This window comes from Virgibacillus sp. W0430 (genome assembly GCF_051846935.1).
Lineage (GTDB): Bacteria > Bacillota > Bacilli > Bacillales > Amphibacillaceae > JBPYCR01.
Window position 1 is genome coordinate 17,343 of record NZ_JBPYCS010000018.1, and the last position, 25,849, is coordinate 43,191.

24 protein-coding genes, 1 other RNA gene, 1 riboswitch and 1 other annotated feature are annotated in these 25,849 nt (G+C 37.0%); of the genes, 13 read left to right on the forward strand and 12 right to left on the reverse strand.

All coding sequences use genetic code 11. The annotated features are described in order from the left end of the window. Positions 1-126: 126 nt before the first annotated feature. Positions 127-1,422, reverse strand: coding sequence for a Zn-dependent hydrolase (locus ACLIBH_RS10045; protein WP_439316579.1), 1,296 nt, complete (start codon positions 1,420-1,422; stop codon positions 127-129). Positions 1,423-1,584: 162 nt separating this feature from the next. Beyond that, complete coding sequence (locus ACLIBH_RS10050) at positions 1,585-2,424, reverse strand: SAM hydrolase/SAM-dependent halogenase family protein (protein ID WP_439316580.1); 840 nt, start codon at positions 2,422-2,424, stop codon at positions 1,585-1,587. 116 nt (positions 2,425-2,540) lie between these two features. Next, positions 2,541-2,807, reverse strand: a binding site (T-box leader). 443 nt (positions 2,808-3,250) lie between these two features. Here ACLIBH_RS10050 and ACLIBH_RS10055 point away from each other — a divergent pair. Then, a complete protein-coding gene (locus tag ACLIBH_RS10055) occupies positions 3,251-4,201 on the forward strand; it encodes a DMT family transporter (protein WP_439316581.1) in 951 nt (316 codons plus the stop codon). 112 nt (positions 4,202-4,313) lie between these two features. On the opposite strand, the gene ACLIBH_RS10060 is transcribed toward ACLIBH_RS10055, so the two are convergent. Together ACLIBH_RS10060 and ACLIBH_RS10065 are read right to left on the reverse strand one after the other, a co-directional pair. Further along, entirely contained in the window at positions 4,314-5,252 is a 939-nt protein-coding gene (locus ACLIBH_RS10060; RefSeq protein ID WP_439316582.1) for a c-type cytochrome, read from the reverse strand. Positions 5,253-5,398: 146 nt separating this feature from the next. Continuing rightward, the gene (locus ACLIBH_RS10065) at positions 5,399-6,784 is read right to left on the reverse strand and encodes a DHA2 family efflux MFS transporter permease subunit (RefSeq protein ID WP_439316616.1); all 1,386 of its coding nucleotides are present in this window, start codon (positions 6,782-6,784) and stop codon (positions 5,399-5,401) included. 609 nt (positions 6,785-7,393) lie between these two features. Here ACLIBH_RS10065 and ACLIBH_RS10070 point away from each other — a divergent pair. Continuing rightward, entirely contained in the window at positions 7,394-7,519 is a 126-nt protein-coding gene (locus ACLIBH_RS10070) for a hypothetical protein (RefSeq protein WP_439316617.1), read from the forward strand. A gap of 94 nt (positions 7,520-7,613) precedes the next feature. Here the strand turns inward: ACLIBH_RS10070 and ssrS are convergent. The 3 genes from ssrS to ACLIBH_RS10085 all read right to left on the reverse strand — a co-directional run bounded on the left by ssrS (position 7,614) and on the right by ACLIBH_RS10085 (position 8,390). After that, a non-coding RNA gene (gene ssrS / locus ACLIBH_RS10075) (6S RNA) lies at positions 7,614-7,795 on the reverse strand. Between the two features lie 178 nt (positions 7,796-7,973). Continuing rightward, positions 7,974-8,246 (reverse strand): sporulation protein, encoded by a 273-nt coding sequence (locus ACLIBH_RS10080; protein WP_439316583.1) that lies wholly within the window; start codon positions 8,244-8,246, stop codon positions 7,974-7,976. Positions 8,247-8,249: 3 nt separating this feature from the next. Further along, positions 8,250-8,390: a small, acid-soluble spore protein L gene (locus tag ACLIBH_RS10085; RefSeq protein ID WP_439316584.1), complete on the reverse strand. Its 141-nt coding sequence runs from the start codon at positions 8,388-8,390 to the stop codon at positions 8,250-8,252. Between the two features lie 150 nt (positions 8,391-8,540). Between ACLIBH_RS10085 and ACLIBH_RS10090 the strand changes: the two genes are divergently transcribed. Together ACLIBH_RS10090 and ACLIBH_RS10095 are read left to right on the forward strand one after the other, a co-directional pair. Continuing rightward, the gene (locus ACLIBH_RS10090; RefSeq protein ID WP_439316585.1) at positions 8,541-9,725 is read left to right on the forward strand and encodes an RtcB family protein; all 1,185 of its coding nucleotides are present in this window, start codon (positions 8,541-8,543) and stop codon (positions 9,723-9,725) included. Positions 9,726-9,834: 109 nt separating this feature from the next. Next, on the forward strand, positions 9,835-10,230 hold the full coding sequence (locus tag ACLIBH_RS10095) for a general stress protein (RefSeq protein WP_439316586.1): 396 nt from the start codon (positions 9,835-9,837) through the stop codon (positions 10,228-10,230). A 90-nt stretch (positions 10,231-10,320) separates the two neighbouring features. Here the strand turns inward: ACLIBH_RS10095 and ACLIBH_RS10100 are convergent, their stop codons facing one another. After that, complete coding sequence (locus ACLIBH_RS10100) at positions 10,321-11,688, reverse strand: hypothetical protein (RefSeq protein WP_439316587.1); 1,368 nt, start codon at positions 11,686-11,688, stop codon at positions 10,321-10,323. A gap of 749 nt (positions 11,689-12,437) precedes the next feature. After that, a riboswitch (SAM riboswitch) is annotated at positions 12,438-12,545 on the forward strand. Between the two features lie 114 nt (positions 12,546-12,659). Here ACLIBH_RS10100 and ACLIBH_RS10105 point away from each other — a divergent pair. The 8 genes from ACLIBH_RS10105 (at position 12,660) to ACLIBH_RS10140 (ending at position 20,718) form a co-directional block, all read left to right on the forward strand. Beyond that, on the forward strand, positions 12,660-13,475 hold the full coding sequence (locus ACLIBH_RS10105; protein ID WP_439316588.1) for a MetQ/NlpA family ABC transporter substrate-binding protein: 816 nt from the start codon (positions 12,660-12,662) through the stop codon (positions 13,473-13,475). 57 nt (positions 13,476-13,532) lie between these two features. Beyond that, positions 13,533-14,549 carry a methionine ABC transporter ATP-binding protein gene (locus ACLIBH_RS10110; protein WP_439316589.1) on the forward strand — a complete coding sequence of 339 codons (1,017 nt, stop codon included), beginning with the start codon at positions 13,533-13,535 and terminating at the stop codon, positions 14,547-14,549. Next, a complete protein-coding gene (locus ACLIBH_RS10115; RefSeq protein WP_439316590.1) occupies positions 14,550-15,221 on the forward strand; it encodes a methionine ABC transporter permease in 672 nt (223 codons plus the stop codon). It abuts the gene before it with no gap. Between the two features lie 12 nt (positions 15,222-15,233). After that, on the forward strand, positions 15,234-16,010 hold the full coding sequence (locus ACLIBH_RS10120) for an enoyl-CoA hydratase/isomerase family protein (protein WP_439316591.1): 777 nt from the start codon (positions 15,234-15,236) through the stop codon (positions 16,008-16,010). A gap of 13 nt (positions 16,011-16,023) precedes the next feature. Next, entirely contained in the window at positions 16,024-17,160 is a 1,137-nt protein-coding gene (locus ACLIBH_RS10125; RefSeq protein WP_439316592.1) for an alpha-hydroxy acid oxidase, read from the forward strand. Between the two features lie 73 nt (positions 17,161-17,233). Next, complete coding sequence (locus ACLIBH_RS10130) at positions 17,234-18,424, forward strand: CaiB/BaiF CoA transferase family protein (protein ID WP_439316593.1); 1,191 nt, start codon at positions 17,234-17,236, stop codon at positions 18,422-18,424. Positions 18,425-18,834: 410 nt separating this feature from the next. Continuing rightward, positions 18,835-19,728, forward strand: a complete 894-nt coding sequence (gene purU, locus ACLIBH_RS10135; protein ID WP_439316594.1) for a formyltetrahydrofolate deformylase — start codon at positions 18,835-18,837, stop codon at positions 19,726-19,728. Between the two features lie 441 nt (positions 19,729-20,169). After that, on the forward strand, positions 20,170-20,718 hold the full coding sequence (locus ACLIBH_RS10140; protein ID WP_439316595.1) for a shikimate kinase: 549 nt from the start codon (positions 20,170-20,172) through the stop codon (positions 20,716-20,718). A gap of 251 nt (positions 20,719-20,969) precedes the next feature. Here the strand turns inward: ACLIBH_RS10140 and ACLIBH_RS10145 are convergent, their stop codons facing one another. After that, positions 20,970-21,902, reverse strand: a complete 933-nt coding sequence (locus tag ACLIBH_RS10145) for a DMT family transporter (RefSeq protein WP_439316596.1) — start codon at positions 21,900-21,902, stop codon at positions 20,970-20,972. A gap of 225 nt (positions 21,903-22,127) precedes the next feature. On the opposite strand from ACLIBH_RS10145, the gene ACLIBH_RS10150 reads away from it, so the two are divergent. Then, complete coding sequence (locus tag ACLIBH_RS10150; RefSeq protein ID WP_439316618.1) at positions 22,128-22,919, forward strand: DUF2935 domain-containing protein; 792 nt, start codon at positions 22,128-22,130, stop codon at positions 22,917-22,919. A gap of 68 nt (positions 22,920-22,987) precedes the next feature. On the opposite strand, the gene rpoN is transcribed toward ACLIBH_RS10150, so the two are convergent. The 3 genes from rpoN to ACLIBH_RS10165 form a co-directional block, all read right to left on the reverse strand. Then, positions 22,988-24,289 carry an RNA polymerase factor sigma-54 gene (rpoN, locus tag ACLIBH_RS10155; protein ID WP_439316597.1) on the reverse strand — a complete coding sequence of 434 codons (1,302 nt, stop codon included), beginning with the start codon at positions 24,287-24,289 and terminating at the stop codon, positions 22,988-22,990. A 456-nt stretch (positions 24,290-24,745) separates the two neighbouring features. Beyond that, complete coding sequence (locus ACLIBH_RS10160; RefSeq protein WP_439316598.1) at positions 24,746-25,060, reverse strand: DMT family transporter; 315 nt, start codon at positions 25,058-25,060, stop codon at positions 24,746-24,748. Then, positions 25,060-25,413: a DMT family transporter gene (locus tag ACLIBH_RS10165; RefSeq protein ID WP_439316599.1), complete on the reverse strand. Its 354-nt coding sequence runs from the start codon at positions 25,411-25,413 to the stop codon at positions 25,060-25,062. The genes ACLIBH_RS10160 and ACLIBH_RS10165 overlap by 1 nt, the downstream gene beginning before the upstream one ends. Positions 25,414-25,849 lie beyond the last annotated feature (436 nt).

The following is a 25,849-nucleotide window of genomic DNA, read 5'->3' on the forward strand; positions in this document are numbered from 1 at the left end:
AATCATCAACTTTTGATAATTGGAACCGTTTGGACGTAGTTTAATAGTAGGTTCGTGCCTTAAGTTACCGGCGCTTAAACAATGCACCAATTTTAAACGAGTTTACATTTTTTCCAGAAGTACTAATTAATTCTCTTGGAGTTGTTCCAAAAATGACTTCAATACGTGTACACCTTGTACACAATGATCAAGCTCAGACCATTCTGCAGGATTGTGACTAACACCATCCTTACTTTGGACAAATAACATCGCGATCGGCACTTGTTCACCGATTATCATCGCGTCGTGCCCCGCCCCACTTGGAAGCTTAATATAATCCATTTGATTTAATTGAAAAGCTTCTGCAAGTAGCTGTTGGGTAGATGCTTCAATTGGAACTGGTGGTGTACGCATATTTTCTGTTGAAGTAACTTTAACGTCATATTTGGCAGCGATCTCTGTTGCAGCGATTACTACTCGTGAAATTAATTCGTCGCGCGTTTCTTCATATATATCACGAATATCTACGTACAGATTCACCTCGCCTGGTATGACGTTTACACCATTTGGTTTAATGTGCTGCTTTCCTACTGTTGCAACCGCACTTTCGCTTACTTGAGGAGCTAGCTTGTTTACTTCTAATATGAATTCACTAGCTGCCAACAGTGCATCTTTCCGGTCATTCATCGGTGTATTTCCAGCATGCCCTGCTTGACCGTGAAAGGTGAATTCTGTCCATGACGGACCAGCAATACCTGTTACAATTCCGCATGGTAAGTTTGCTTTTTCTAATCGTTTCCCTTGTTCAATATGCAACTCAACAAATAATTCAATATCTTTAAAATCACGCTTTGCTGCTTCATACCCTTCAACGGTTAATCCAATTTGATTGAGCACATCCTCAAAACTTTGTCCTGAAACGTCTTTTAAGTTTCGTTTATCTTTAATATTTCCCTTGCCGACAACGGCTTCACTGCCGTGGAATCCTCCATTGAATCGTGCTCCTTCTTCATCTGTAAATATTGCTACTTCAAAGGATTTTTCTGGTTCATATCCAATTTCGTTCCACGCATCTACAACTTCTAAGGCTGATAATACTCCTAAAGGGCCATCAAAATGTCCACCATTTGGAACACTGTCAACATGCGATCCGCTCAAAATCGTTTTTGCGTGCTTGTTTTTTCCTTCAAGCCTACCAAAAACATTCCCTGCTCCATCGCTCCACACTTTAAGTCCTGCTTCCTTCATCCATTTCCCAACTAATTCCTTCGCTTGCTTCTCCTCTTCGGAAAAACCAGGACGGTTTGAACCATGATCTGCAGTAAGACCTATTTTAGCCAGTTCACCGAGGCGATGCGCCAATCGTTCACCAGATACACCATTATAGTTATATTTTGAATCATAATTGCTTAGTAGCTTTTCTTGTAATGAAAACCGCGTCATATAAGCACTTCCTTTCTTCATATACATAATAATCATCTTTTCCCATAAAAACAAAAGTATAAATCATGCCTTATTAAAATCAACATCGTATCCTACTATGTTATTAGATTTTAACTTCACAAGTAGTACACGAAACTTATGTTAACTATTTATACGAACGATCTAACTTCGTTGAACCTTTATTTTCCAGTTTACACCGGTTGATATCCGATACGCTTTAGCGAAAGAGCCTTGATTAATCGCAACACCTATATTATCGACCGAATTTACATATAATAAAGGCTCACCTAAGTGACTATCAGCGAACGATCGACCAAATACAACCTTGTTTTTATACACTTCACGTCCGTTATTCTCTATCGTCACTTCTAAAAAATCACCATAATTAATTTGCGCCTGCTTAAAGAAATATCGGTCAATATTCGTCCACAAATTACCAAATCTTTCATCGAGAATATCGACATGTCCAACGATCTCCCCCTCGCTAATTTTTGGGTTCGGTCTTGGCAGTTCAATAATCTGGTTTACGTTCAGCTTCGGACCTACCTCATCAAAGGAAATAATTTCTGATGCTAATCGAGCTGCTGTATATGCATATACATCACGACCATGAAATGTATATGATTCTCCGGATCGAGGAAGTCTATTTACTTTTTCATCAATGAGCCGAACCGCTTCAATGCCGACACTTTCAATTAAATGCGTTAGCGTCCCATTATCTGGTGTAACAATATACTTATTATCGTTTGTTTTTGCGACAACACTTCGCCGATCTGAGCCTACTCCAGGATCCACAACCGATACAAATACAGTTTCCTCTGGCCAATAAATCGTAGTTTGAAACAATCGATAAGACGCTTCCCATATATTGTACTGTGGGATTTCATGAGTAAGGTCAAATATTCTTAACGATGGATTAACTGTCAGTGCCACACCGTACATTGCGCTTACTGCTCCATCACATCGTCCAAAATCAGTCTGAATAACTACATGTTTCGTCAATTAAAACCCCTCCAACATTTATTTAATCCGATTTAGCACTTGCAGCTAGATACGTACTGCTTCATACTATCGTTTCCCATTTTCAAGCTCAAAAAACCACGTCATTACCGAAATTCGATAAGGACGTGGTTTATATACGTGGTACCACCTTACTTTACTAAATGTTTACACATTTAGTCTCAACAAGTACTTAAGTCAAAAGACTGTTAATACTTTGGCGACGGATAACGAGCGCCATTTCTCGTCGACACCTACTAGTTATTACGTTCAGTACGAAACTCCGGGGCCATTGTTCCGATTTTGTATTTTTGCTTCCTTTCACCAAGTGGAGGCTCTCTGAAAAAAATACCGCAAATCATACTTTTCCCCATCACTGTTTATCTAATTCTATTAAACTACTCGTAGTATACAAAATATAAAAAAATAAAGCAAGTATTCAAAAATTCAAGATTGAGTCAAGTATTCGTTACTTTTAGTATTGATTCCTACCGACCGCAGTAGATATACACTACGCTTTCCGAGGAGGCTGATGCCGTGCCCGCGGAAAGCATCCACCTGCAGTGAAAATCAACGGTGTTATTCATGTGTATATCGTTCAAAGTAAAATTGATCACATATTATCTAGTTAGATTCGTGCATCTGTTCCCCCACAAACATTTTACTCATACAAAATTCAAGATTCAATTCCGTATTTGTAGGTTTCTATTAAACGTTTGCAACCCAACTACATGATGCTCCGCACGTTTGCTATGCTCTTACTTATATAAAATGTGTGCTATAATTAATACAATCTATTTTGGAATTTCATACGATAAGAGGTGACATCTTGCGACCAATTTTAATTGGCACATTAGGTGCTCTATTTTTTTCAGCAGCTTTTATTTTTAACCGATCGATGGAATTGGAAGGTGGGAGCTGGGCTTGGAGTGCATCGCTTCGGTTCTTTTTTATGTTACCAATGTTACTCTTGATCGTAGGGTATAAAAAGAACGTTAAGCCAGTCCTTTATCACTTAAAAAGCAATCCTTTGCAGTGGATCTTGTGGAGTACAATCGGTTTTGGATTATTTTATGCTCCAATTGCTTTCGGAACCGTATATGCACCTGGCTGGCTTGTCGCAGCCACATTTCAATTAAATATTATCGCCGGTTCCTTACTCGTGCCTTTTATTAATAAAGAAGATAATAGACATATTCCATTATCAAGTGTAATTATTTCAATTATTATTATTGTAGGTGTGTTCACGATGCAGATTGAACAAGCAAGTAAAGTAGCTCTATCTGCAGTATTCTTAAGTGTTATTCCATTACTTGTTTCATCTGTTTCTTACCCATTAGGGAATCGAAAAATGATGCAACTCGTTAATCAAGATTTAAATACGTTTCAACGTATATTAGGAATGACAATTGCTTCAATGCCCTTTTGGATTATTTTATCGATCTATGCGCTTATTACACACGGCTTACCATCTTCAAGTCAAGTAACACAAACTTTTATTGTCGCTGTATCTTCAGGAATTATTGGTACGGTATTGTTTTTTTATGCAACAGAGCTTGTTCGAAACGATAATCATAAGCTTGCTGGTGTCGAAGCAACTTCATCTGGTGAAGTCGTCTTCGCTTTAATTGGGGAAATGATTTTACTCGGTGCCGTTCTACCAGGATGGACATCTATTTTAGGAATGGCTTTAGTAATTATTGGGATCATTCTCCATAGCATGGTATCCGTACTGCTTGAACGAAAGCGGACAATCTTTTTAAAAAGAGCAGTAAAGTAAACGATTTTTTAAATATAACCGCATGAAATCAAGGTTACGTCTGATTACATGCGGTTATATTTTTTATTAGTAAACCATACACTCGTACACAACTAACAAATATACGGTCTCGTTATTCGTTTTCAGCTGGAATGACGTTTTCTATTTCTGTCCAATCAAACGTCCCTGCACGAATTGCTTCTCTTCGTTCTTTATCGATAATATCTGTCGGCTTCTTTATACCAGGAAAATCTGTCTCATGGCCTTCCCATTCAGGCCGCTCGCGTGAAAGGATAAATGCTGCCAAATCCGAAGCTTCTTGATCTGTTAATTCATATTCAGCTCCAATCGGCATATTGTTTTTAATATACCCTGCCATTTTAGTCATCCGACTCATACCAGCCCCGTCATTAAAAGAATTATCTCCCCAAAGTGCTGGACCAGTATTTGCGCCTGTACCTGCTCCATCTGTTGCATGACAAGCTAGACAGTTTTTCTCGGCATATAATTCCTCTCCTCGATCAACGCTAGGCTCAGGTATTTCATTCATTGTATTTAACATACGCCAAGGAATCTCTGCCCCTTGCTCAATACCCTTAGATATATACGTTAGGTAAGACATTAAAGCTCGCATTTCTTCACTATCGTGGGCGATCATTTCTCCATTCATACTTCGAACCATACAACCATTAATTCGGTCTTCTAACGTAAAAACAACACCTTCTCGTGGCCGATATTGCGGAAACTGGCTCGTAACACCAACCATTGAAGAACTCTGTGATAAGCCGCCATCTGCGTGACAGCTTTGACAAGATAATTCATTACCTACATTGTCTGGTAATACAACATTTGTTTCATTGAAAATTTCTTCTCCATATTTAATATATGGGGTCATTGGATCGTCAGGATCTAAATCATCCATAGATGGTGGATTATAAGCCAGTTCAACTGGTTTATCCGTCGCACCTTTGTCATCTTTTGTTTCTTCATTTGGTTCGTTATCGACTGTACATGCTGTTAATAAAACAACGAATACAATGAACGAAATGCAGTTTCTAGCTCGTTTAATCATTTTGTCTGCCCCTCTCATTGCGTTTAATAGTACAATTAGTTTCTATACTATAAGTATAGACGATGCTTTATAGAAAGCGTAGTGAATTTAAACAATCATTTAATTGTTCATCAGTACGTGCTTATTTCATCAATAATTTGTCATTATTAACGCATTGCAGACCGTTCTTCCTGAGGGGACGTTCCTTTAATATAAAAGGATAAAACCAAAGCAATAAATGCAATCGCAGAAGAAACATAGAATGATATATTTACCCCACGGATAACGAACTCGGGATCTTCAGCAAAAGTACCTATATCGACTGTCGAAGCAGTCATAATTGTAATAAGTACGGCCGTTCCAATTGAAGCAGCGACTTGACGCATCGTATTGTTCATTGCAGTACCATGCGGAATAAGATGCTCTGGCAATTGGTTAAGTCCAGCAGTTGTAGCAGGCATCATAACCATAGAGATGCCGAACATTCGAACTGCAAACACAACGGTTAAATAAGTAAGTGTCGTCGTAGCAGTTAAGTTTGTATATAGAAATGTGGTGACTGTCAATATCGTCAATCCGATTATAAGCAGCCAACGAGCACCAACACGGTCATAAATTCTACCGTTTATTGGTGACATAATCCCCATAACTAATGCTCCTGGTAAAATCATTAATCCGGACTCTAAAGTTGTAAAGCCTGCCATTGTCTGCATGTAAATCGGTAAAATTGTTTCAGCTGCAATTAAACTCATAAATGCGATCATTCCGATTATAGTAGTTATTGTAAACGTTTTGTATTTTAATACGCGAAACTCCAATACAGGATGCTTTAACTTCAACTGCCGACGAATAAAAACGATTAATGAACAAGCTCCAACGATAAGAGACAGCAAAACAATTACGCTTGACCACCCAACATTTCCAGCCATGCTAAAGCCATATAACAGGCCACCAAATCCTAAGGTAGATAAAACGATTGAAAGCACATCTACTTTAGGAAATGTCCTCTTAATAATATTTTTCATAACAAAATAGGCTACTAGTATATCAATGAGAACAAAAGGCAAGACAATAAAAAAAATCGCTCTCCAGGAAAAATATTGCAGTAACCATCCCGACAACGTTGGTCCAATTGCTGGCGCAAATGAAATAACAAGCCCAACTGTGCCCATCGCCGCTCCTCGTTTATCGATTGGAAAAATCAATATAAAAATAGTCATCATAAGCGGCAGCATAATGCCAGCACCGGCAGCTTGGATTATTCTCCCTATCATTAACACTGGAAAGCTGTATGCGACCCCGCATATCAATGTTCCGAACGCAAAGATCGACATTGCTACTAAAAACAACCTCCTCGTCGTAAATGTTTCCATTAAAAACGCCGATATTGGAATCATAATGCCATTTATTAGCATAAAAATAGTCGTCACCCATTGGGCGACGTTTTCTGTTAAATTTAAATCGTGCATTATAGGAGGGATCGCCGTGACGAGTAACGTTTGATTTAATATTGCGAGAAATGCACCTGCAAGCAAAACAGCAATTAATGGCATTTTATTTATTGAAGTACGCCTTATCGATTCATCGTGATTCACTTCATTCACTCCTTTTTCTTCCATAGCGTACAACATTCCTACTATTCCTCTAATACCTAGTTTACTACAAAACAGATTACCGGTATGATTAGTTGCTCAAAATGAAGAACGATAAAACACGAACAGGCTCATATAAAGGAGCAAAACCATGCAACAGCATATTAGTTAGGTGGTGATCACAATCACCTGCCTTCTCTATTAGTAGTAAATTGCGTTACTATACTTACAAGCAATAATGATCCCGATTCAACGAACGGCCTTTTAAGCTACGCATTTAATCGAATTAATAATTAATGAATATTCTTAAATAACCTGAAATAAATAATTTTAATAGAGTGATGACGAAATGCATTTAAAAGGATTAGAAGATATTTTTACTGTCATAAAAATTCCCTAATGAATGCAATACCCCTCGAGGATAAAAGTGCGAATGTATTTACAATTATGCGTACAGATGAGGAGCTTTCCATCGTATGTTCTTCGAATTCATAACTAGACAATAGAAGTTTTGAGGGCATTGAACCTAACTGGAGATGTGTAAAGATTGAAGGTGTTTTAGATTTGGGGGTGACCGGCTTACTAGCCTCCATAGCCAATTCATTGGCTAAAAATAATAATCGTATTTTTACGTTTTCCACCTTTAATACCAAATACATATTTATTAAATTAAATCTTTGGAGAAAGCGAAAATGATTTTAAAAAATAATGGACACTGCTTTAACGAAATTTGAACATTTAAAAAGCTAGCCTCTTTATATAAAAGAAGCTAGCTTACAGCATCACAAATAATTGAGCCACATTTGCCGTTAAAAATTAGTAAGTTTTAACCACCACTTTACTAAGTGGGTGTTCGCAGAAACATTCCTATCTTCCACTCAAAAGAGGCCTGATATTCCTGTTCCAATCGTAAAACTCCCTAATTACTGTTTAGAGGTTAAACTTAAATCATAACGAACAATGTAGCTTGTATATACATATTATCCTTTTTAGTTCGTAATATCAATGGAAAAGTATCCCTTTTTAAAAAGATATTTTCGGATTTATGTGTGGAAAATTAGGAAGGCTCTCCCTTCGCCCGACGATAGCACGTAGATTCCATGAGGGAAATAGCCGAAAACCTCTCCTTCTGCACTATTTCCCGGATACCCTAAAAAAGTAATACATATATTTCATTTAATTCTTTTTTCCGTTTGTCATCCTGTGCTTGTGCAGCATATTTTATTTCTTTTTTCAGAAGTGCATCTAAATATAGTATTTCTTCTTCTTCCAAATCCTCAATAAATGCTTCTTCTGTTTCATAGTTGTTTTGCTCAATTTTTTTATATATTTGTAAAGACATGTCATCTTCTTCGGTATGATTCGATAACGATTCCCATAAATAGCGAATAGAACTGTCGATATAAATCACCTTCTTATTCAACTGTTATATTTTTGTATTCTTTTTTTTGGCTTTTTGTTCTAGCTTGGATCGTGGTTGTTTTGATCGTTCCGATTCTGCTTCGCCTTGTGGGTTAACACTGTTATTTACTTGTTTATTACTCCATACATGTTTTGAATCGTCCATATTTCAACACCTCCATTCCTATTATTTCTTTTTTGAATAGAACTATGCTTATAATGAGGGGACAATCGGCAAACAATTCCATTGTATTGTATTGCGCTTCGTCAAGTAACGTATTATTTTCGAATGATAAACAATTTAGGGGGAAATGCTGTGCATCGTATTGTTTTTGGTAAACATGAAGATCGTACACTTAAACAATTTGACACTTGCTTGAAGTTTGGACGAACCATAGGGGGTGCTTTATGTGCAGATGGTCATTACGGATATAGCCAACCAGTCGGTGCTGTAATTGCATACGACAATCAAATCTCCCCTTCAGGCGTTGGCTATGACATCGCATGCGGAAATAAAGCAGTTCAAACCGATATAAAATATGACGAGATTAAACACGCCATCAGGAAAATTATGGATGATATTCAACGAGAAATCCCTTTTGGCTTTGGTAAAAACAGTAATGAAATCAGCGATCACGAATTATTTGATGATCCAAATTGGCACGCTTTAAAAACAATTAGTGTAAAAGTGTACGATCAGTTAAAGTCGTTAGCTAGAAAGCAACTAGGAACAGTCGGTTCAGGGAATCATTATGTTGATATCCTTATAGACGAGCAGACAACGAATATTTGGGCAGCAAATCATTTTGGTAGTCGAGGCTTTGGACACCGGATTGCCACTGGTTTTATAAATTTAGCAATGAATCGCGATTTTCTCGCAAAATCGACACAGCCGATGGGAGATCAGTCCCCTGTATTATTAGACTTTGACCGTGAGTTAGGACAATTGTACTTTAAAGCGATGACTTTAGCTGGACGCTATGCCTATGCGGGCCGCGATATCGTTATGGACAAAACATTAAAAATTCTCGGTGCGAGCGCACTTACAGAAGTTCATAATCATCATAATTATGCATGGATTGAAAAGCATTTTGGCAAAGAGTATGTCGTTATCCGAAAAGGGGCTACTCCCGCATTTCCAGGACAGCTCGGATTTGTAGGAGGAAGCATGGCGGATACTGCCGTTATACTGCAAGGTATTGATACAAACAAAAGCAAGAAGGCTTTTTACAGTACAATTCATGGAGCAGGCCGTATTATGAGCCGTACACAAGCTGCTGGTAAAATGAATTGGAAAAAACGAAAGCGAACAGGCGGGATAATTGAGCCGGAACAAATGAAAGAGGCAGTAAATAACTATGGGGTCGAATTGCGTGGAGGCGGTACAGATGAAAGTCCTTTTGTCTACCGAAAACTACGTGATGTATTAGCGGCTCATCAAGGCACTGTTGAAGTTCTACATACATTAAAACCAATTGGAGTATGTATGGCCAGTGATTAAAGCGTGTAAATTAAAAACAAAGGCTCGTCGACTCCTTAATTTTTTGTTATGTTTTTCTCGCGAATCAATTGGGTAGGTTTATATATAGAAGGAAAAAGGAGGTGGTTCTATGACGATCCAGCAAATCGGAGTCTTTTCAACAGAAGACAAAGCGATCCATGTTGCAAATAATCTAGAGTTAAAAGGATATAAAGCGGCGAATATTACAATCTTTACAAACAACAGCAGTCCAAATGAGTTAAATAAATATACGGATGTCAATATTAAAAGCGATCTTCCTAGCCCCAAAAAGGATCATACACTAATGGAGAAGATTAAAGCAATATTTTCTGACTCAAAAGATGACGACCAGGCGATTAATAATTACGAAATGCTCGTTCAGCTCGGCTTTTCAGAAGAGGAAGCTACGAAATGGATTACCGAGTTAGAAGCCGGTAATGTACTTGTCGTTGCAGATGATGATATTCGAATGGGACACCCCTCCCCTATCAATATAAAACAATAAAAATTAAAGCTGGGACATAACTATTGTCAATAACTCGCTGTACAAATTGGATTAATATATCAATCCATTCTTTTCATGTCCCAGCTAACTTCACACTAATAAATAGGCTATAAAAATCCCTGCTCCACCTAATAAGAAAGTGAACGGTAAGTTTAATAACGTAATTCGATACGGACTCTGCTTAGTATTAATCGAAGTCATTGTAACCGCAATTCCATACGTCCCCGAACCAGAAGTAGCAAGTGCCGCAACAATCAAAACTATTCCAATACTTACAGGATTTATTACACTAAAAAGCGGTGCAAGAACTTCTAGTAAAATACCAATTGTAGCAATTGGATGAACACCTAGCATTGCCATTATTAAATACGTAAATAGTATAAAAATAAAAATAACGATCGGATAATTCGCAGAAATTAAAAATGGCTGCTGAATAAAGTCTAGAACTGCTGTTTCATTTAAGCTATTTGAAAAAAATGCTAGAGCAATGAACAAGACGACAAAGTTCTGCATATGATTCATATGCTGTTTCCATACATTCCAGGCAAGCACACGAAAATAAAACCACCGTTTAATAATAATTGCCCATGCCGCAGAGAATGGAATAATAACGAGAGTAACAGTTAAAATAAAATTCCATTGAAAAAGATGGCTAACCGTTATTACGACTGTTAAAAACAATAAGAGTGCGATAAATAGCTTTATAATTTTTTGAAAAATACTGTATTGCGATAAGCTACTTTTAGTTAAGTGACTCGCGTCATAAGGGACAGCTTTATACTTAAGTTTTCCGATAAAACTATCAATTAGTAGCACGATCAGTGCAATGAGCAGTAACCACGGTAAATAAACTAAGTAACTAATTTGTGTATAGTCAACTATTATTGCGACTGCAATTTCCATCGGACTCCAAATTAGAGCGAGACAAAAAGCCCGTAACGTTGTCTTACTAATAAAAGCTTTACTTATTACGGAATCCACTTTCTTCAAGTTTTTCCCTAATATATTTTGTGATAGATTGATCGCTGATAAATTTAGAAATGTTACTAATGTAAACGACGTTAATAAACTACGCCCGTACAATTTTCCTAAATCAGAAACGTTTTCTTTGATAAATGCATTTACCCGTTGATCGTATTTCCCAACATGAACGGCACTGTTTATCCAAGGTAAGACAGAAAAGAATGCAAGCAATGACATATTCGTCGTTGTAAATAACGGCAGCTTGTATATCGGAACCTGAGCTTGAATGAATAATATTGCTCCGATGATTAGAAAAATACTGCCTAATATTTTAAATAATTTACTTGCATATACAAATGAAATAGCTAGCATAGCGATAGCACAAAATCCAATTATATATTCGATCGTTTGCTTTTGTAAAAACACGTTTATAATATGTAATGTTAACACGGTAGAATAAAATATGTATAAATGATTTCGCAAAGGTGTCTTCATTATATGTAATTCCTTTCTAGCTTCTGTCCTTTTCTATTAACCACTATATCATAAGTGAATACGTCAATTATCCGAAAGAGTCAAATAACATCCAGATTATACCCGTTACTTTCCACTATAGGCGGACGCTTTCCGCGGGCATGGCTTGAGCCTCCTCGGAAGAAAACCCACTTCCTGTAAGGTCTCAAGACGCATGCTTTTCCCGCAGGAGTCGCCGCCTTTCGTTCCAAGTAACTAATAAGTGCAAGCATTGATATAAGTGATTGAGTCCCTATCTGAATAATAGGTCAAACATCTTGGACGTTCCGTGATCTTCCTAGATAATGGTGTTAGGATCATTTGGGACAATTCTTATACGCAGACTGGGAAACAGTCTTCCTAATGTGTTTATGCCCACAAGGGGAACATACCCGATTATTGATAATAGAAACATTTCGAAACAATAGGCGGACGAATAATGCCTAAACATAATATACGAGGGGGAATAACTATGAAAAAAAGAAGGACACTTACTGAAAAATATATTACAATACGTAATTCCTATGCTTTTTCAAACATTTTGCTCTACGAATAGATAAAGTTGATTAAACAGTTAATTCTTTTAATCGTGTACATCGTATTCTTACAGGTTAATAATCTAAATTATTAGAATAAATACACTTTAAATATTTTCCATTTCACCGTTGACAAGTTTTAAATAGTAAGGTAAATTATATGCAGAAGTAACGAACGATAATTAAATAGCTTATCTCTTATCAAGAGTAGCTGAGGGACTGGCCCGATGAAGCTCGGCAACCATCTATCGTCGGATAGAAAGGTGCTAATTCCTGCAAAACAATTGTTTTGAAAGATAAGAGAGGGACTTTTGTAATCTTAAATTATATGTTACAAGCCTCTCTTTCTTTTGATAGAGAGGCTTTTTGTTTTTCGTAATGCTACTTCAAGAAACCATCATCCAGGAGGAGAAAAGAATGAGAAAAACAGCATTTATTTTAAGTATTATTTTATTGATTGGATTGCTTGCAGCTTGTGGCAGCGACAACGAAGAAAGCAGCACATTAAGTGAGGACAAGCTAGTAATTGGAACTACTTCCGGTCCACAGGAACAAATTTTAGAAGTAGCGAAAGAGGTTGCAGCTGAAGAAGGCTTAGAAATTGAACTAAAAGTATTCTCTGATTACATTTTACCAAATACTGCACTTGCAGAAGGTGAGCTTGATGTTAACTGTTATCAGCACGAACCGTTTTTAGCAGCATTTAACGAAGATCACGGCACAGACTTAACGACTGTTGGAAAAACTATTTTGAACCCAATGGGTGTTTACTCAGAAAAGTACGATAGCTTTGATGCAATTCCAGAAGGTGCTTTATTCGGCTTACCGAATGACCCGACAAACGGTGCTCGTGCATTGTTCATTTTAGAAGAAGCAGGCTATATTACGTTAGCTGATGACAATAAAGAAAATGCAACAATTCATGATATAAAAGAAAATCCGAAAAACTTAGAGTTTATTGAATTAGAAGCTTCTCAAATACCAAAACAGCTTCCAGAATTAGATGCGGCAGCAATTAATACGAACTATGCATTAGAGTCAGGACTCGTACCGACAGACGACTCAATCATTTTAGAATCAACAGACTCACCATATGTAAATTATATCGTTACACGTACTGAAAACAAAGACGACCCTGTCGTCGAAAAGCTAGTAAATGCATATCAATCGGACAAAGTAAAACAATTTATTGAAGAAGAATTTCAAGGATCTATGATTCCAAGCTGGGATTAATAAAGCATCGGGAACATTACGTAATCGTAATGTTCCCTTTTGAAAGGAAGGACATATATGATCGTTCTTGATAATGTAACGAAAGTTTTCCCATCAAAAAGTGGCGAAGTAAAAGCTGTATCAAATGTAAATCTAAAAGTTAAAAAAGGAGAAATCCATGGCGTTATTGGATATAGCGGCGCAGGTAAAAGTACTTTAATCCGTTGTGTCAATTTGCTTGAAAAACCGACGAGTGGCAACGTATATATCCAAGGTGTCGAAACGACAGCTCTTTCTGCTGATAAATTACGGGCTGTTCGTAAAAACATCGGAATGATTTTCCAAGGGTTTAATTTATTAAAAACAGCAACCGTATTTGATAACATTGCCATCCCACTAAAATTACTAGGCTTTACTAAGGAAGAAGTGCACGAGCGTGTAGAAAAGTATTTAACAATTGTAGATTTAGCAGATAAAAAGAGTGCTTATCCAAATCAACTATCCGGTGGTCAAAAACAACGGGTTGCGATTGCAAGAGCGTTAGCACAGGAACCAGATATTTTACTAAGCGATGAAGCAACGAGCGCTCTTGATCCTGAGACGACAGATGCAATTCTTGATTTGCTTTTAAAAATTAATGAAGAGCTAGGGATTACGATTTTATTAATTACGCATGAAATGAATGTGATCCAAAAAATTTGCGATAACGTAACCGTCTTGGAAAAAGGCGAAGTAATTGAGCAAGGAACGGCTGTGCAATTGTTCGCTAATCCGAAAAATAAAACGACACAGCGTTTTCTAAATACGATATCACAGCGAAGATTATCTCCTTCACTCATTTCTCAATTAAATCTAGATGGTACCGTTGTACGGTTAACATTTATTGGTGAAAATACTGGTCAACCTTTACTCGCTCAATTAACAAAACAGTTTGATGTTCAACCAAATATTTTAACTGCGAATATTATTGAACTTAAAAATGATATTATTGGCAACCTTGTTATTCATGTAACAGGAGATCAAGCTACAATCGAACAAGCTTTACAATTTTTACGTCAACAAAACGTAGGAATTGAACGTTTGGAGGGGAATTAAATGGATCGCTTCGACACTTTTGTGAATCAATGGGCACCAATCATAGGAAAATCAATTATTGAAACTTTTCAAATGGTTGGTGTTTCGCTTCTTTTTGCTATTGTAATCGGAATACCACTCGGCATTTTACTTGTTATTACACGACCTGGCCAAGCATTGCAAAATAATTTTTTATACCAGTGCTTAAATTTAATAATAAACGTCGTCCGTTCTGTTCCGTTCATCATTTTATTATTCTTTATCTTACCGTTTACGAAGATTATTGCTGGTACTACGATTGGGGTAAAAGGGGTAATTGTACCACTTGTTATTTATACCGCACCATATATTTCACGCTTAATGGAGACAGCTCTGTTAGAGGTTGAGCACGGAGTTGTAGAAGCATATACAGCAATGGGCATTAAGACCCGTCACATTATATGGCACGTAATGCTTAGAGAAGCGAGACCATCGATCATTCTTGGCTTAACGATTGCAACGGTCAGTTTAATTGGAGCTACTGCTATGGCTGGACTTGTCGGCGCTGGCGGTCTTGGTGATTTAGCATATCGCTATGGTCATTTACGCTACGAAGTAGATGTTATGTATGCAACGGTCTTTATTTTAATTATACTTGTACAGCTCATTCAATCTATTGGGAATCGTCTAGCAGCTCGGCTAAAGAAAGACTAATGGAGGAAAACAATGCAAAAGCATATTATCTTAGAAACAAATGGCGCCATTGCAACCATTTTTATTAATCGGCCAGAAAAGAAAAATTCGCTTACATTAGAAATGTTTAAACAGCTTTCCAACCTTTTAGAGCAATTAAAAAAAGACAATCAAATAAAATTACTTATCGTTCGTGGCATAGATGACACAGCATTTTCAGCTGGAGCAGATATAAGTGAATTTTTAGAAGTTCGCTTCGCTCCTGAGCAAGCAAAAAAATATAATGACACGGCTTTGAAAGCAATTGAAAAACTGTATCGCTTTCCAAAGCCAACGATTGCACTTATCCAAACTTTAGCCATTGGTGGTGGGCTCGAATTAGCAAATGCGTGTGATTTTCGTATTGCTACTCCCGACAGCAAACTCGGGATAACAGCTGCAAACATTGGCATTGTTTACAATTTAGCGAGTACGAAGCGACTATATAATTTAATCGGACCTTCAAAAACAAAAGAGCTGCTTTATACAGCTAAATTAATTAGCGCAAAAGAAGGTCAGGCCATAGGATTAATCGACTATATTCATCCTCACGAGGAAATAGAAGAAAAGTGCATCGATTTTGCACATTCCATTATTGCAAAATCGTCTGTTGCAAATTCGGGAATTAAACAAGTCATTCAAGCAATTATCGATGGTGAAAATGAAGAATCAGCTGAAATTTCCAATTTGATATTAGATTCATTTCAGTCTGAAGACTATAAAGAAGGCATCCAAGCTTTCCTGGAAAAAAGAAAACCACTATTCCCATAAGGAGTGAATCGTCTTGGTACACAACACAAAATCAGACTCCCTTATTAAATCGATGAATGAAACCAGTCATTTTCCTTGTATAGCTGAACGGTTGGAAGCAGAAGCAAAGAAAAAGCTTCCGGTTACACATTTTGATTATATCCAATCCGGAGCGAGCGGTGAAGAAACGTTACATAAAAACACCGCTGCTTTTGCATCCTATTCGATCGTTCCTAAGTTTTTAAACGATGTTTCTAATGTAGATACGACTGTTCAGCTATTCGGAAAAAAATACGCCCACCCTCTCCTACTCGCTCCGATTGGGATGCTTAAGCTTGCCCATGAACAAGCTGAGCTAGCAGTGGCTAAAGCGGCTGCAAAACATCATATTCCGTATATTCAAAGTACGGTGTCCAGTTATTCGATGGAAGAAGTAACTGAAGCAGCACCAAATAGTTCCAAATGGTTTCAACTTTATTGGTCAAATAATGAAGCTATTTCCTTCAGCATGGTAAAACGTGCGCAAGACCTTGGCTATGAAGCAATCGTGCTTACAATTGATACATTTATGTTTGGTTGGCGTGAAAAGGACATGCATAACCGCTTTTCCCCATTAAAATATGGCTTTGGTAAAGCGAATTACGTTACGGATAACGCCTTTCTGAATAGCTTATCGAGTAAAGACGACGATTCAATCATTCAAAGTATTCTTGAAAACATTTATCATCCAAGTTTAAATTGGGATCATATTAAACGATTAAAAGAACAAACAAATCTACCCATTTTATTAAAAGGCGTCGTCCATCCCGAAAATGCACAAGAAGCAGTTGACAATGGGATAGACGGAATTATCGTTTCAAACCATGGTGGGAGACAGTTAGACGGTGTAATCTCAAGCATCGATGCGTTGCCCGCAGTTGCAGCAGCTGTAAATCGCAAAATACCAATTTTACTTGATAGTGGTATTAGACGAGGAACTGACGTTATAAAAGCAATTGCTTTAGGTGCAGACGCTGTTCTAATAGGCAGACCATACACGTATGGGTTAGCACTTGATGGCCAGCTTGGCGTTGAAAAGGTGTTGGAGCAATTTATTCAACAAACGAATGTAGCAATTGCTCTAGCTGGCGCCACAACTATAAAAGAAGTACAAGACTTGACAATCGTATAAGCTTCTTACTTATCGTTTCACTGCACATTGATTAAACAATCCTTTTTACAAAGGCATAAAGGTGGATATTTAAATGAACCAAGCTCTAGCAGGTATGAAAGTTGTCGATCTCTCCCAAGTATTAGCTGGTCCTTACTGTACAATGGTGCTAGGAGATATGGGCGCAGACGTTATCAAAATAGAAAAGTACCCAAACGGGGATGATACACGAGCAATGGGGCCCTATGCGCATGATGAAAGTTATTTATATATGATGGTCAATCGCAACAAGCGAGGTATGTGTTTAAATTTAAAAACAGAAGATGGACGCCAAATCTTTTATGATCTAATCAAAGATGCCAATGTTTTCGTTGAGAATTTCCGACCAGGCATTACGAAAAAGCTCGGCATTGATTATGCTACGTTAAAGGAAATAAACCCTCAAATTATTTATTGTTCAATTTCCGGTTACGGACAAACCGGACCATACGCTCAAAAAGGCGGTTTCGACATTATGGCACAAGGAATGTCCGGATTAATGGACATGACCGGTGAAAAAGGTGGCAAACCTGTAAAAGTCGGTATTGCTATTCATGATATCGCTGCTGCCCAAACAGCAATCCAATCTATTTTAACCGCTTATATTCATCGGTTAAAAAGTGGAAACGGCCAATACATTGACGTTTCATTGGTTGATTCTGGATTAGCTTGGACAGTTTGGGAGGCTGCTGCATATTGGGGAAAAGGTCTTATTCCCCAAAAAACAGGAACGGCTCACCGTGCAGCTGCACCATACCAAGGGTATAAAACGAAAGACGGCTTTATTCTAATTGGAGCTGCCAATCAAAAGCTATGGGAAAAATTTTGCCAGCATGTAGCGAAAAAGGTGGAATGGATTAAAGATGAACGCTTTCTCACGAACAGCCTACGAGTAAAGCACGCTGACGAATTGGAAGCAGAAATCGAATTTGTGTTAGCTGAACAGCCCTCCACTTACTGGCTTGAGCTACTTGAAGCGCATGGCATTCCTTCAGGCCCAATCTATTCGTATGATGAAACATTATCCGATGCGCATATTATTGAGCGAGAAATGGTGTTAAACTATGAACATCCTATAGGCGGAAGCATGAAAACGTTAGGTTTTCCAGCGAAATATTCGAAAACACCTGGCCAAATCAAGAAGCCAGCTCCATTATTAGGTCAACATAATTCGGATGTTTTACAATCGCTTGGCTATACAGACGAAAAAATAAATGAGTTAAAAAAGAAAGAAGTGATCCGTTGATCGCTTCTTTCTTTTATTTATTAGCGAAAAAGAGCCAAATCCGTGACTGAATCTATATTTAAAAGTATGAGTAAAATGTTTGTGGGGGAACACATGCACGAATCTAACTAGATAATATGTGATCAATTTTACTTCGAACGATATACACATGAATAACACCGTTGATTTTCACTGCAGGTGGATGCTTTCCGCGGGCACGGCTTCAGCCTCCTCGGAAAGCGTAGTGTATATCTACTGCGGTCGGTAGGAATCAATACTAAAATTAACGAATACAAAGAGAGAGTTTTTAACTTCTTAAAATAACACCCACAAATACGTGACTCAATCTATATAAAATTAACATTTCAAAATGAATCGAAATTCGTATATAATAGATAAGATTACGAAATGCAATAGGAGATGTAGATAAAATGACTTTACAAGGAAAAAATATATGTGCAAATAAAAATAATGACCGTGGGCGCTTACTAGTTAAATGTCCCGACAAACCTGGAATAGTTGCCACCCTTTCCAAATTTTTATATGAACATAATTCAAACATTATCGAGTCAAGCCAATATTCCAGCGATCCTGAAGGTGGAACATTTTTCATACGAATTGAATTTCACTGCGACAATTTGCAGGACAAGCGTGAAGAATTAGAACGAGACTTTAAAAGGTTAGCCTCTGCCTTTTTTATGGAGTATCGGTTTACGTACGGAAACAATCGCAAACGAACGGCAATCTACGTTTCTAAAGAAATACATTGCTTAATGGAACTACTATGGGAATGGCAAAGTGGAGATTTAGATACAGATATTGCAGTTGTAATTAGTAACCACGAAAATGCACGAAATATTGTCGAATCACTCGGTATCCCTTTTTACTATATCCCGGCAAATAAAAACATTCGTCACGAAGTAGAAGAAAAACAAATTCAACTTATGCAAAAATATAACGTCGATTTACTTATCCTTGCTCGCTATATGCAAATATTAACACCGAACTTTGTTAGCAAGTTCCCAAATCGGATTATTAATATCCACCATTCTTTTTTACCCGCATTTATCGGTGCAAGGCCTTATGAACGAGCCTATGACCGAGGGGTAAAATTGATTGGTGCGACCTCTCATTATGTAACAAATGACTTAGATGAAGGACCAATTATCGAACAAGATATCGAACGCGTTGATCATAGAGATCACATTAACGATTTAAAAAAGATTGGTCAGCAAGTTGAGCGCCGTGTCCTTGCACGTGCCGTTAAGTGGCATCTTGAAGACCGCATTATCGTTCAAAATAACAAAACAATCGTATTTCGCTAATGGTAGTTTTTATACGAATCCAACAAAAGAAGCATTGGAAGCAACCTTGTTGAAGGTCATTCCGATGCTTTTTTCTTTGTTTAATAACGTTGACGATGAATTTTAAATCCACTAATTATTTAAATAAGGCTCGTATATAAACAAGAGCCGTTGACATATACGAAGACTCTTGTAGGAAAAGCAACAGCCGAAAATCCATGTAAGAAGTTTGAATAAACGTCTTACATTAGTTGAGGCGTTGCCCACAGAAAGCGAGGTATAGGACAACGGCGGCATCCGCACAGCATAGTAAAAAACATCACTTCTATACAAAAGAGGGTTTTCAAAATTCTTACTATCCACTCTCACATATATGTAACTAATTCTAAATTTTCGAAAGCATATACAGAAGCAAGCAAATATATTATAATATAGTCGATAATGGGATGAGGGTGCGTATAAATGATTAATAGTAAAACTTCCTTACGAGAGAAAAGCATTGTCTTTATTGGCTTTATGGGTGTTGGCAAAACTACGGTAGCAAAGCTTGTAGCAGAAAAACTCTATCGAAGCTTTATTGACATTGACCAAGAAATAGAGAAAGAGTTTCAAATGCCTACAACCGAAATATTCAAGACATTTGGCGAGCAAACATTTAGACAAAAAGAAAAAGAATACATTTTAAAATATACATCACAACGGTTAAAAGTAATATCCTTAGGTGGAGGAGCCTTTTTACAGGAGGATGTTCGGAAGGCATGCATGGAAAATGCAATCGTATTTTATTTAGATATTTCCTGGGAATCTTGGAAAGATCGGCTGAACATGTTAATTGACAGTAGACCCGTATTGCAAAATCGTTCAATTAAAGATATTGAATCGTTGTTTCATGAACGGAAAGAAATTTACTCCGATCACAATTCCAAACTATCTACCGACACCTTTAACGAAAACGAAGTAGCCGCGTATATAATCGATTCTTTAAAACTTGCTTGGGAACTGTATGATTAATGATACAAGAAAACACGGAAATCTCCTTGTTTTCTTGTTTTTTTCATTCACCAACATTCCATACTATCTGTCCTCGAAAGATACGCTCTAAAGTAATGTAGGTTTTTCCCTCTTGTCCTAAAGTAAATCTAAAGCGAAACGTGTGATGAATCGTGTAATTACAGCCCAACATTTGAATGTGCCAAGAGTTCATCTCACGATTATTCCATAAAACCTAATAATTGCTGTCATTGCAAACACGCCTTCTGCCTTTACTTATCTTTCAAGTTCTTCATCATATGCATCCTTGCTTTTTTCCTTTTATCCCACATATATTCAAGTGTTCCTGAGCCTATAAATACACCACATAAAATTAATATCAACCCATAAAAATGATTTAATAATATCGGTTCTCCCAAAAAAATTGCCGCTCCAGCCAATGAAAAAAAAGTATTTAAGTTAATGAAAATAGTCGTTTCAGCAGGCCCAACGTTTTTCACTGCAAAGTTGTAGGTCATATGTCCAAAAGCTGTACATAATACAGCACTGAACAAAAAGATAAGACCGAGCTTCCATGAAAAAAGCGCAGTAATTTGGTTTACGTTCGATTCCACAATTAAACTAAATACGAAGATAAAAACAGAGCCGAGTACGAGCATATATCCAGTAAGCAATCTTGGATCAAAGTCTGGATTTAATTTGCTAATTAATATAAAGCTAAACGCCTGTAAAAGCATGGACAAAAATATCCATAGATCCCCAATAGAAACGGTTGATAGACCCCCTGTACCCGAAAGTGACGTGACGACAATTCCGATAAATCCAAGGATAAAACCTAATACGCGCATTCGAGTGACACGATCATTTAGTAATAATATAGATAACACCATCGTTACGAGCGGTGCAGTGCCTAAAATTAACCCGGCATTTACTCCGGAAGTGCGCGTCAAGCCAATTGCTAGCAGTGAATGATGAAATACAACATTAAAAATCGTAATGTAAGCAATCGTTACAAGCTCCTTCTTTGTTGGCAAGCGAAATATTTTCATGAAATATGAAATAATAAGAACCGATATTCCAGCAGTAAAAATTCGAACAGAAGTTAAAAAAATCGGATCAATCGTTGTAACAAGTACCTTTAAGGCAGATACGTTAAATCCCCAAAACATCATGACAAGTAATAAAAGTGCATATATTTTACCCAAAGCTCCACCTGATTTCATTAAGTAATCATTTTATTCAAATAGATCTCTCTTCAGTATAGCAGGCAAAGCGCTCACACTTCCAATTAATAACTTCTTCTGACTTTCAACTAAAACGAAATGTCCTTTAAAGATGAAAAACTTGTCAAATAATTTAAGCATAGGACGAAATGAGCAGTAATAAGATGATAGTATTACTCGATTTTTTTACATAAAGGAGGTGCTTTTATAAATAAGTTTGTTACTTATTCATTAGATGAAATTCAATTTTGGTCAAGAATAATGAAAGAACATGCATTGTTTCTTAGTCTCGGATTTAGTTATAATGATGAAAAACTCATTAAAGAAGCACAGCAATTTATTGATCTATTTGAACGAGTCGAACAAGAAATGAGCTCTTTTTCCAAGAATGCCGATCCTACTGAAATAGCAACGTTTAATTTACGAGTATATGAAGCAGCTACAGCTATTTGGGCATACAAACGTAAAGTACTTGGTTTAACGTTGCGATGTGAAGTACATTCTAATAACTACCCTTTGTTATTGGATCATACGAGCAGAGAAGCAGCTTATTTTGCGCAACGATTGAAGGATTTGAATGATGGAAAATTACAGCCGATGCCAGAAACAATTATTAGAGAGAACGTTTTCTTTTTGAAGACGATGGCGGATCATTCCAAATTTATTGGACATCTTCTTGATCCTTCTGAGCGAAAGCTAGTTGATCAAGCAAAAGAATTCAGTCACGACTTTGATCAACTGTTATATCAAGCGATTGACCTTGAATCGATGCGTCCACACTCCGAAACAACACCAATACTTGAGCAATTTCTCGACCAAAATCGGGTCTCGGTAAAATCGTTGCGTACGTTTAAGAAAACAGCGGCAGAATTAATTGAGAGCTGCAAAATTAAAAGTAATATTCATCCGCTTCTTGCCGATCACGTTTTTAGAGAAGCAGATCGTTTTTTAACAATTATTGACATGTTTGAAGAAAGTCTCACTACGAACAATAACTAAAAAACTACTTAAATATGTACTCATTAAAAATGAAAATGCTACATAGTACATCACTCTATGCAGCATTTTCATATTTTAAATTCCTTTCTTTTACTCGAAGAAGGGATGTTTAGCTCTTCCCTATATTTTGCGACCGTTCTTCTCGACAAGGTAATTCTTTTCGTTTGTTGGAAGTACTCTACTATTTTTTGATCAGACAATGGTTTGTATTTATTTTCATTATTTATTATTTCTTGCAATAGCATCTTCACTTTCGTTTGTGAGGCTCCTTGTCCTTGGTCACTATTTAGTTTTGTAGAAAAAAGCAATCGTAAATCAAACGAACCTTTTGGTGTTTGGATTACTTTATTAGCTGTGGCACGACTTACAGTAGATTCATGCATGTTAATTTCTTCTGCTACATCCTTTAAGGTTAGTGGTTGCAAGGCAGAAAAACCGTTTTGAAAAAATCCGAGTTGCTTTTTTATAATTACTTTCATTATTTTTATTATTGTACGTTTACGTTGTTCTAAACTGTTTTTCAGCCACTGATAATTTTTATACTGATTTTGAACATAGCTAGGCAACTTATCTGTAATTAAATTAGAATAATTCGTATTAAAACGAATTTCTGGTAAAAATCGATCATTAAAATATACGTTAAAAATTCCACTTGTTTGTTCTACTATTAAATCAGGATTTGAATATTCAATTGAAGGAAAAGCAAGATCTATACCTGGTCTCGGATCCAATGTTTGAATAAATGTGTGTATTTCCTTTACATCTAAAAGCGTAATATTTAAATGCTTGGCAATTACCTGCCATTTTTTATCGGCAAGCTGTTCCAAATAATTAGAAATAACTTGCTGAACAATCGTCTTTTGCGGAAATTCTCGTTTCACTTGTAACAGCAGACATTCCTGTAAACTCCGAGCACCTATCCCTGCTGGTTCAAGCTGCTGGAGCAATTGTATCCCCCGCTCAAGCTCCATTTCATTTATAGTAAACTCCTGCATTATTTCTTCATCACTTAGTGGCAAGTACCCATTTTCATCCAAGTTTAAAATAAGATAGGTTACTACGTCCCTTTCCGAAGAAGATAACTCCAACCATTTTGTTTGATCAATTAATGATTCGCGCATTCCTTGCTCATCACTTGCAACAAATTCAACGGGTTCGACTACATCCCTTGATGACGTTAGTGTCTGATGACTTTTTTCAAAAGGCTCCTGCTCTTTTTCAACGAGTTCGATTAATGGATTTTCAAGCGATTTCTCTTGCAAAAATTGATACAATTCATAGTTTGAATATTGTAGAAGCTCAATCGCCTGCCTTAATTCAGTTGTCATAACAAGGTTTAACGATTGCTTTTGCTCTAGCACTAATTCCATGCTTCGTCCCTCCTTGAGCAATTAGATGAAACCGCCTTCATTCTATTATAATATGAAAAATTGAAATTATCGAGCTTGATTTTTGCAGCAGATTGAGTCACGTATTTGTGGGTGTTATTTTAAGAAGTTAAAAAACCTCTCTTTGTATTCGTTAATTTTAGTATTGATTCCTACCGACCGCAGTAGATATACACTACGCTTTCCGAGGAGGCTGAAGCCGTGCCCGCGGAAAGCATCCACCTGCAGTGAACATCAATGGTGTTATTCATGTGTATATCGTTCGAAGTAAAATTGATCACATATTATCTACTTAGATTCGTGCATCTGTTCCCCCACAAACATTTTACGCATACTTTTGCAGCATATTGTCAATTACATGCTACAAGAAGCATTACTTTCATGTATCACACCTTCATTAATTGAACTTTTACTTATAACTATTCCTACATCGCTCTTTTATTCAAAATACTTTAATCCTACTGCCCCCGCAATAATGCACGTTAGAAACAACATGCGCTTCCAGCCTGCTGATTCTTTAAAAAACAATATTCCCATAATAACTGCACCAGCAGCCCCGAGACCTGTCCATATGGCATAAGCGGTTCCTAATGGTATGGATTGCATCGCCAAAGATAAAAATACAAAGCCTAGACCCATCGATACGATAATCATCACTAAATGAAAATACGATTTACTGCGGACAAACATATTAATATACATGACGCCAAAAATTTCACCGAAGCTTGCTATAATTAAAAAAAACCAAGCCATTATGCTTCCCCTGCCTTTTTCGTCTCATTTACATTCGGCTCATTTGTATCTGTCGTTACTTTAATACCTACAACGCCTAAAATAATGAGCCCAATAAAAAACGCCTTAGGAAGCGAAAACACAGCATCAAATAACGTAAAATCAATACATGCTATTACTGCTGCACCTGACCCGGTAAAAACGGCATAAACCGTTCCCGATGGTAGTGTCTCACATGCTTTAATGATGAAGTAAAAACTGAAAATAATCGCAATAACGGTTCCTGTCCATTCGATCAAATTGTCCGAGTACTTCAAGCCAATTACCCAAAACACTTCAACAACTGCTGCAAATAAAACGTAAAGCCAAGCCAATTTGGATAGCCCCCTCTAATATGTATTGACCAATAAATAATACGTGTTAATAATCAAATACTATCGTTCATTTTATCACACTTTTCCAAACGGGCTAATTCGTAGCTTCACGTATTTGTCGGTAAATATTAAGTTTGTTAAAAAGCGTTCTTTTTGTAGCAATTATTCTATTTTTGAATACGATCGTATACCACCGCTGACATATACTCCGCCTTCTGTGTACAATGCCTCAACTAATTTAAGAAGTTTTTGCAACTTATTAAATGGATTTTCGACTGTTGGTTTTCCCACGAGAACTTCTCTGTGGGAGTCTTCGCATATGTCAGCGGCTATTGATAATATAAGGACGATAGGTAAAATTCCTCCTAAACTTTTCTGTATCTAAAGCTTATACAATAAAAGTGGATTACAATTAATCGTTCACCTATACTCCCAC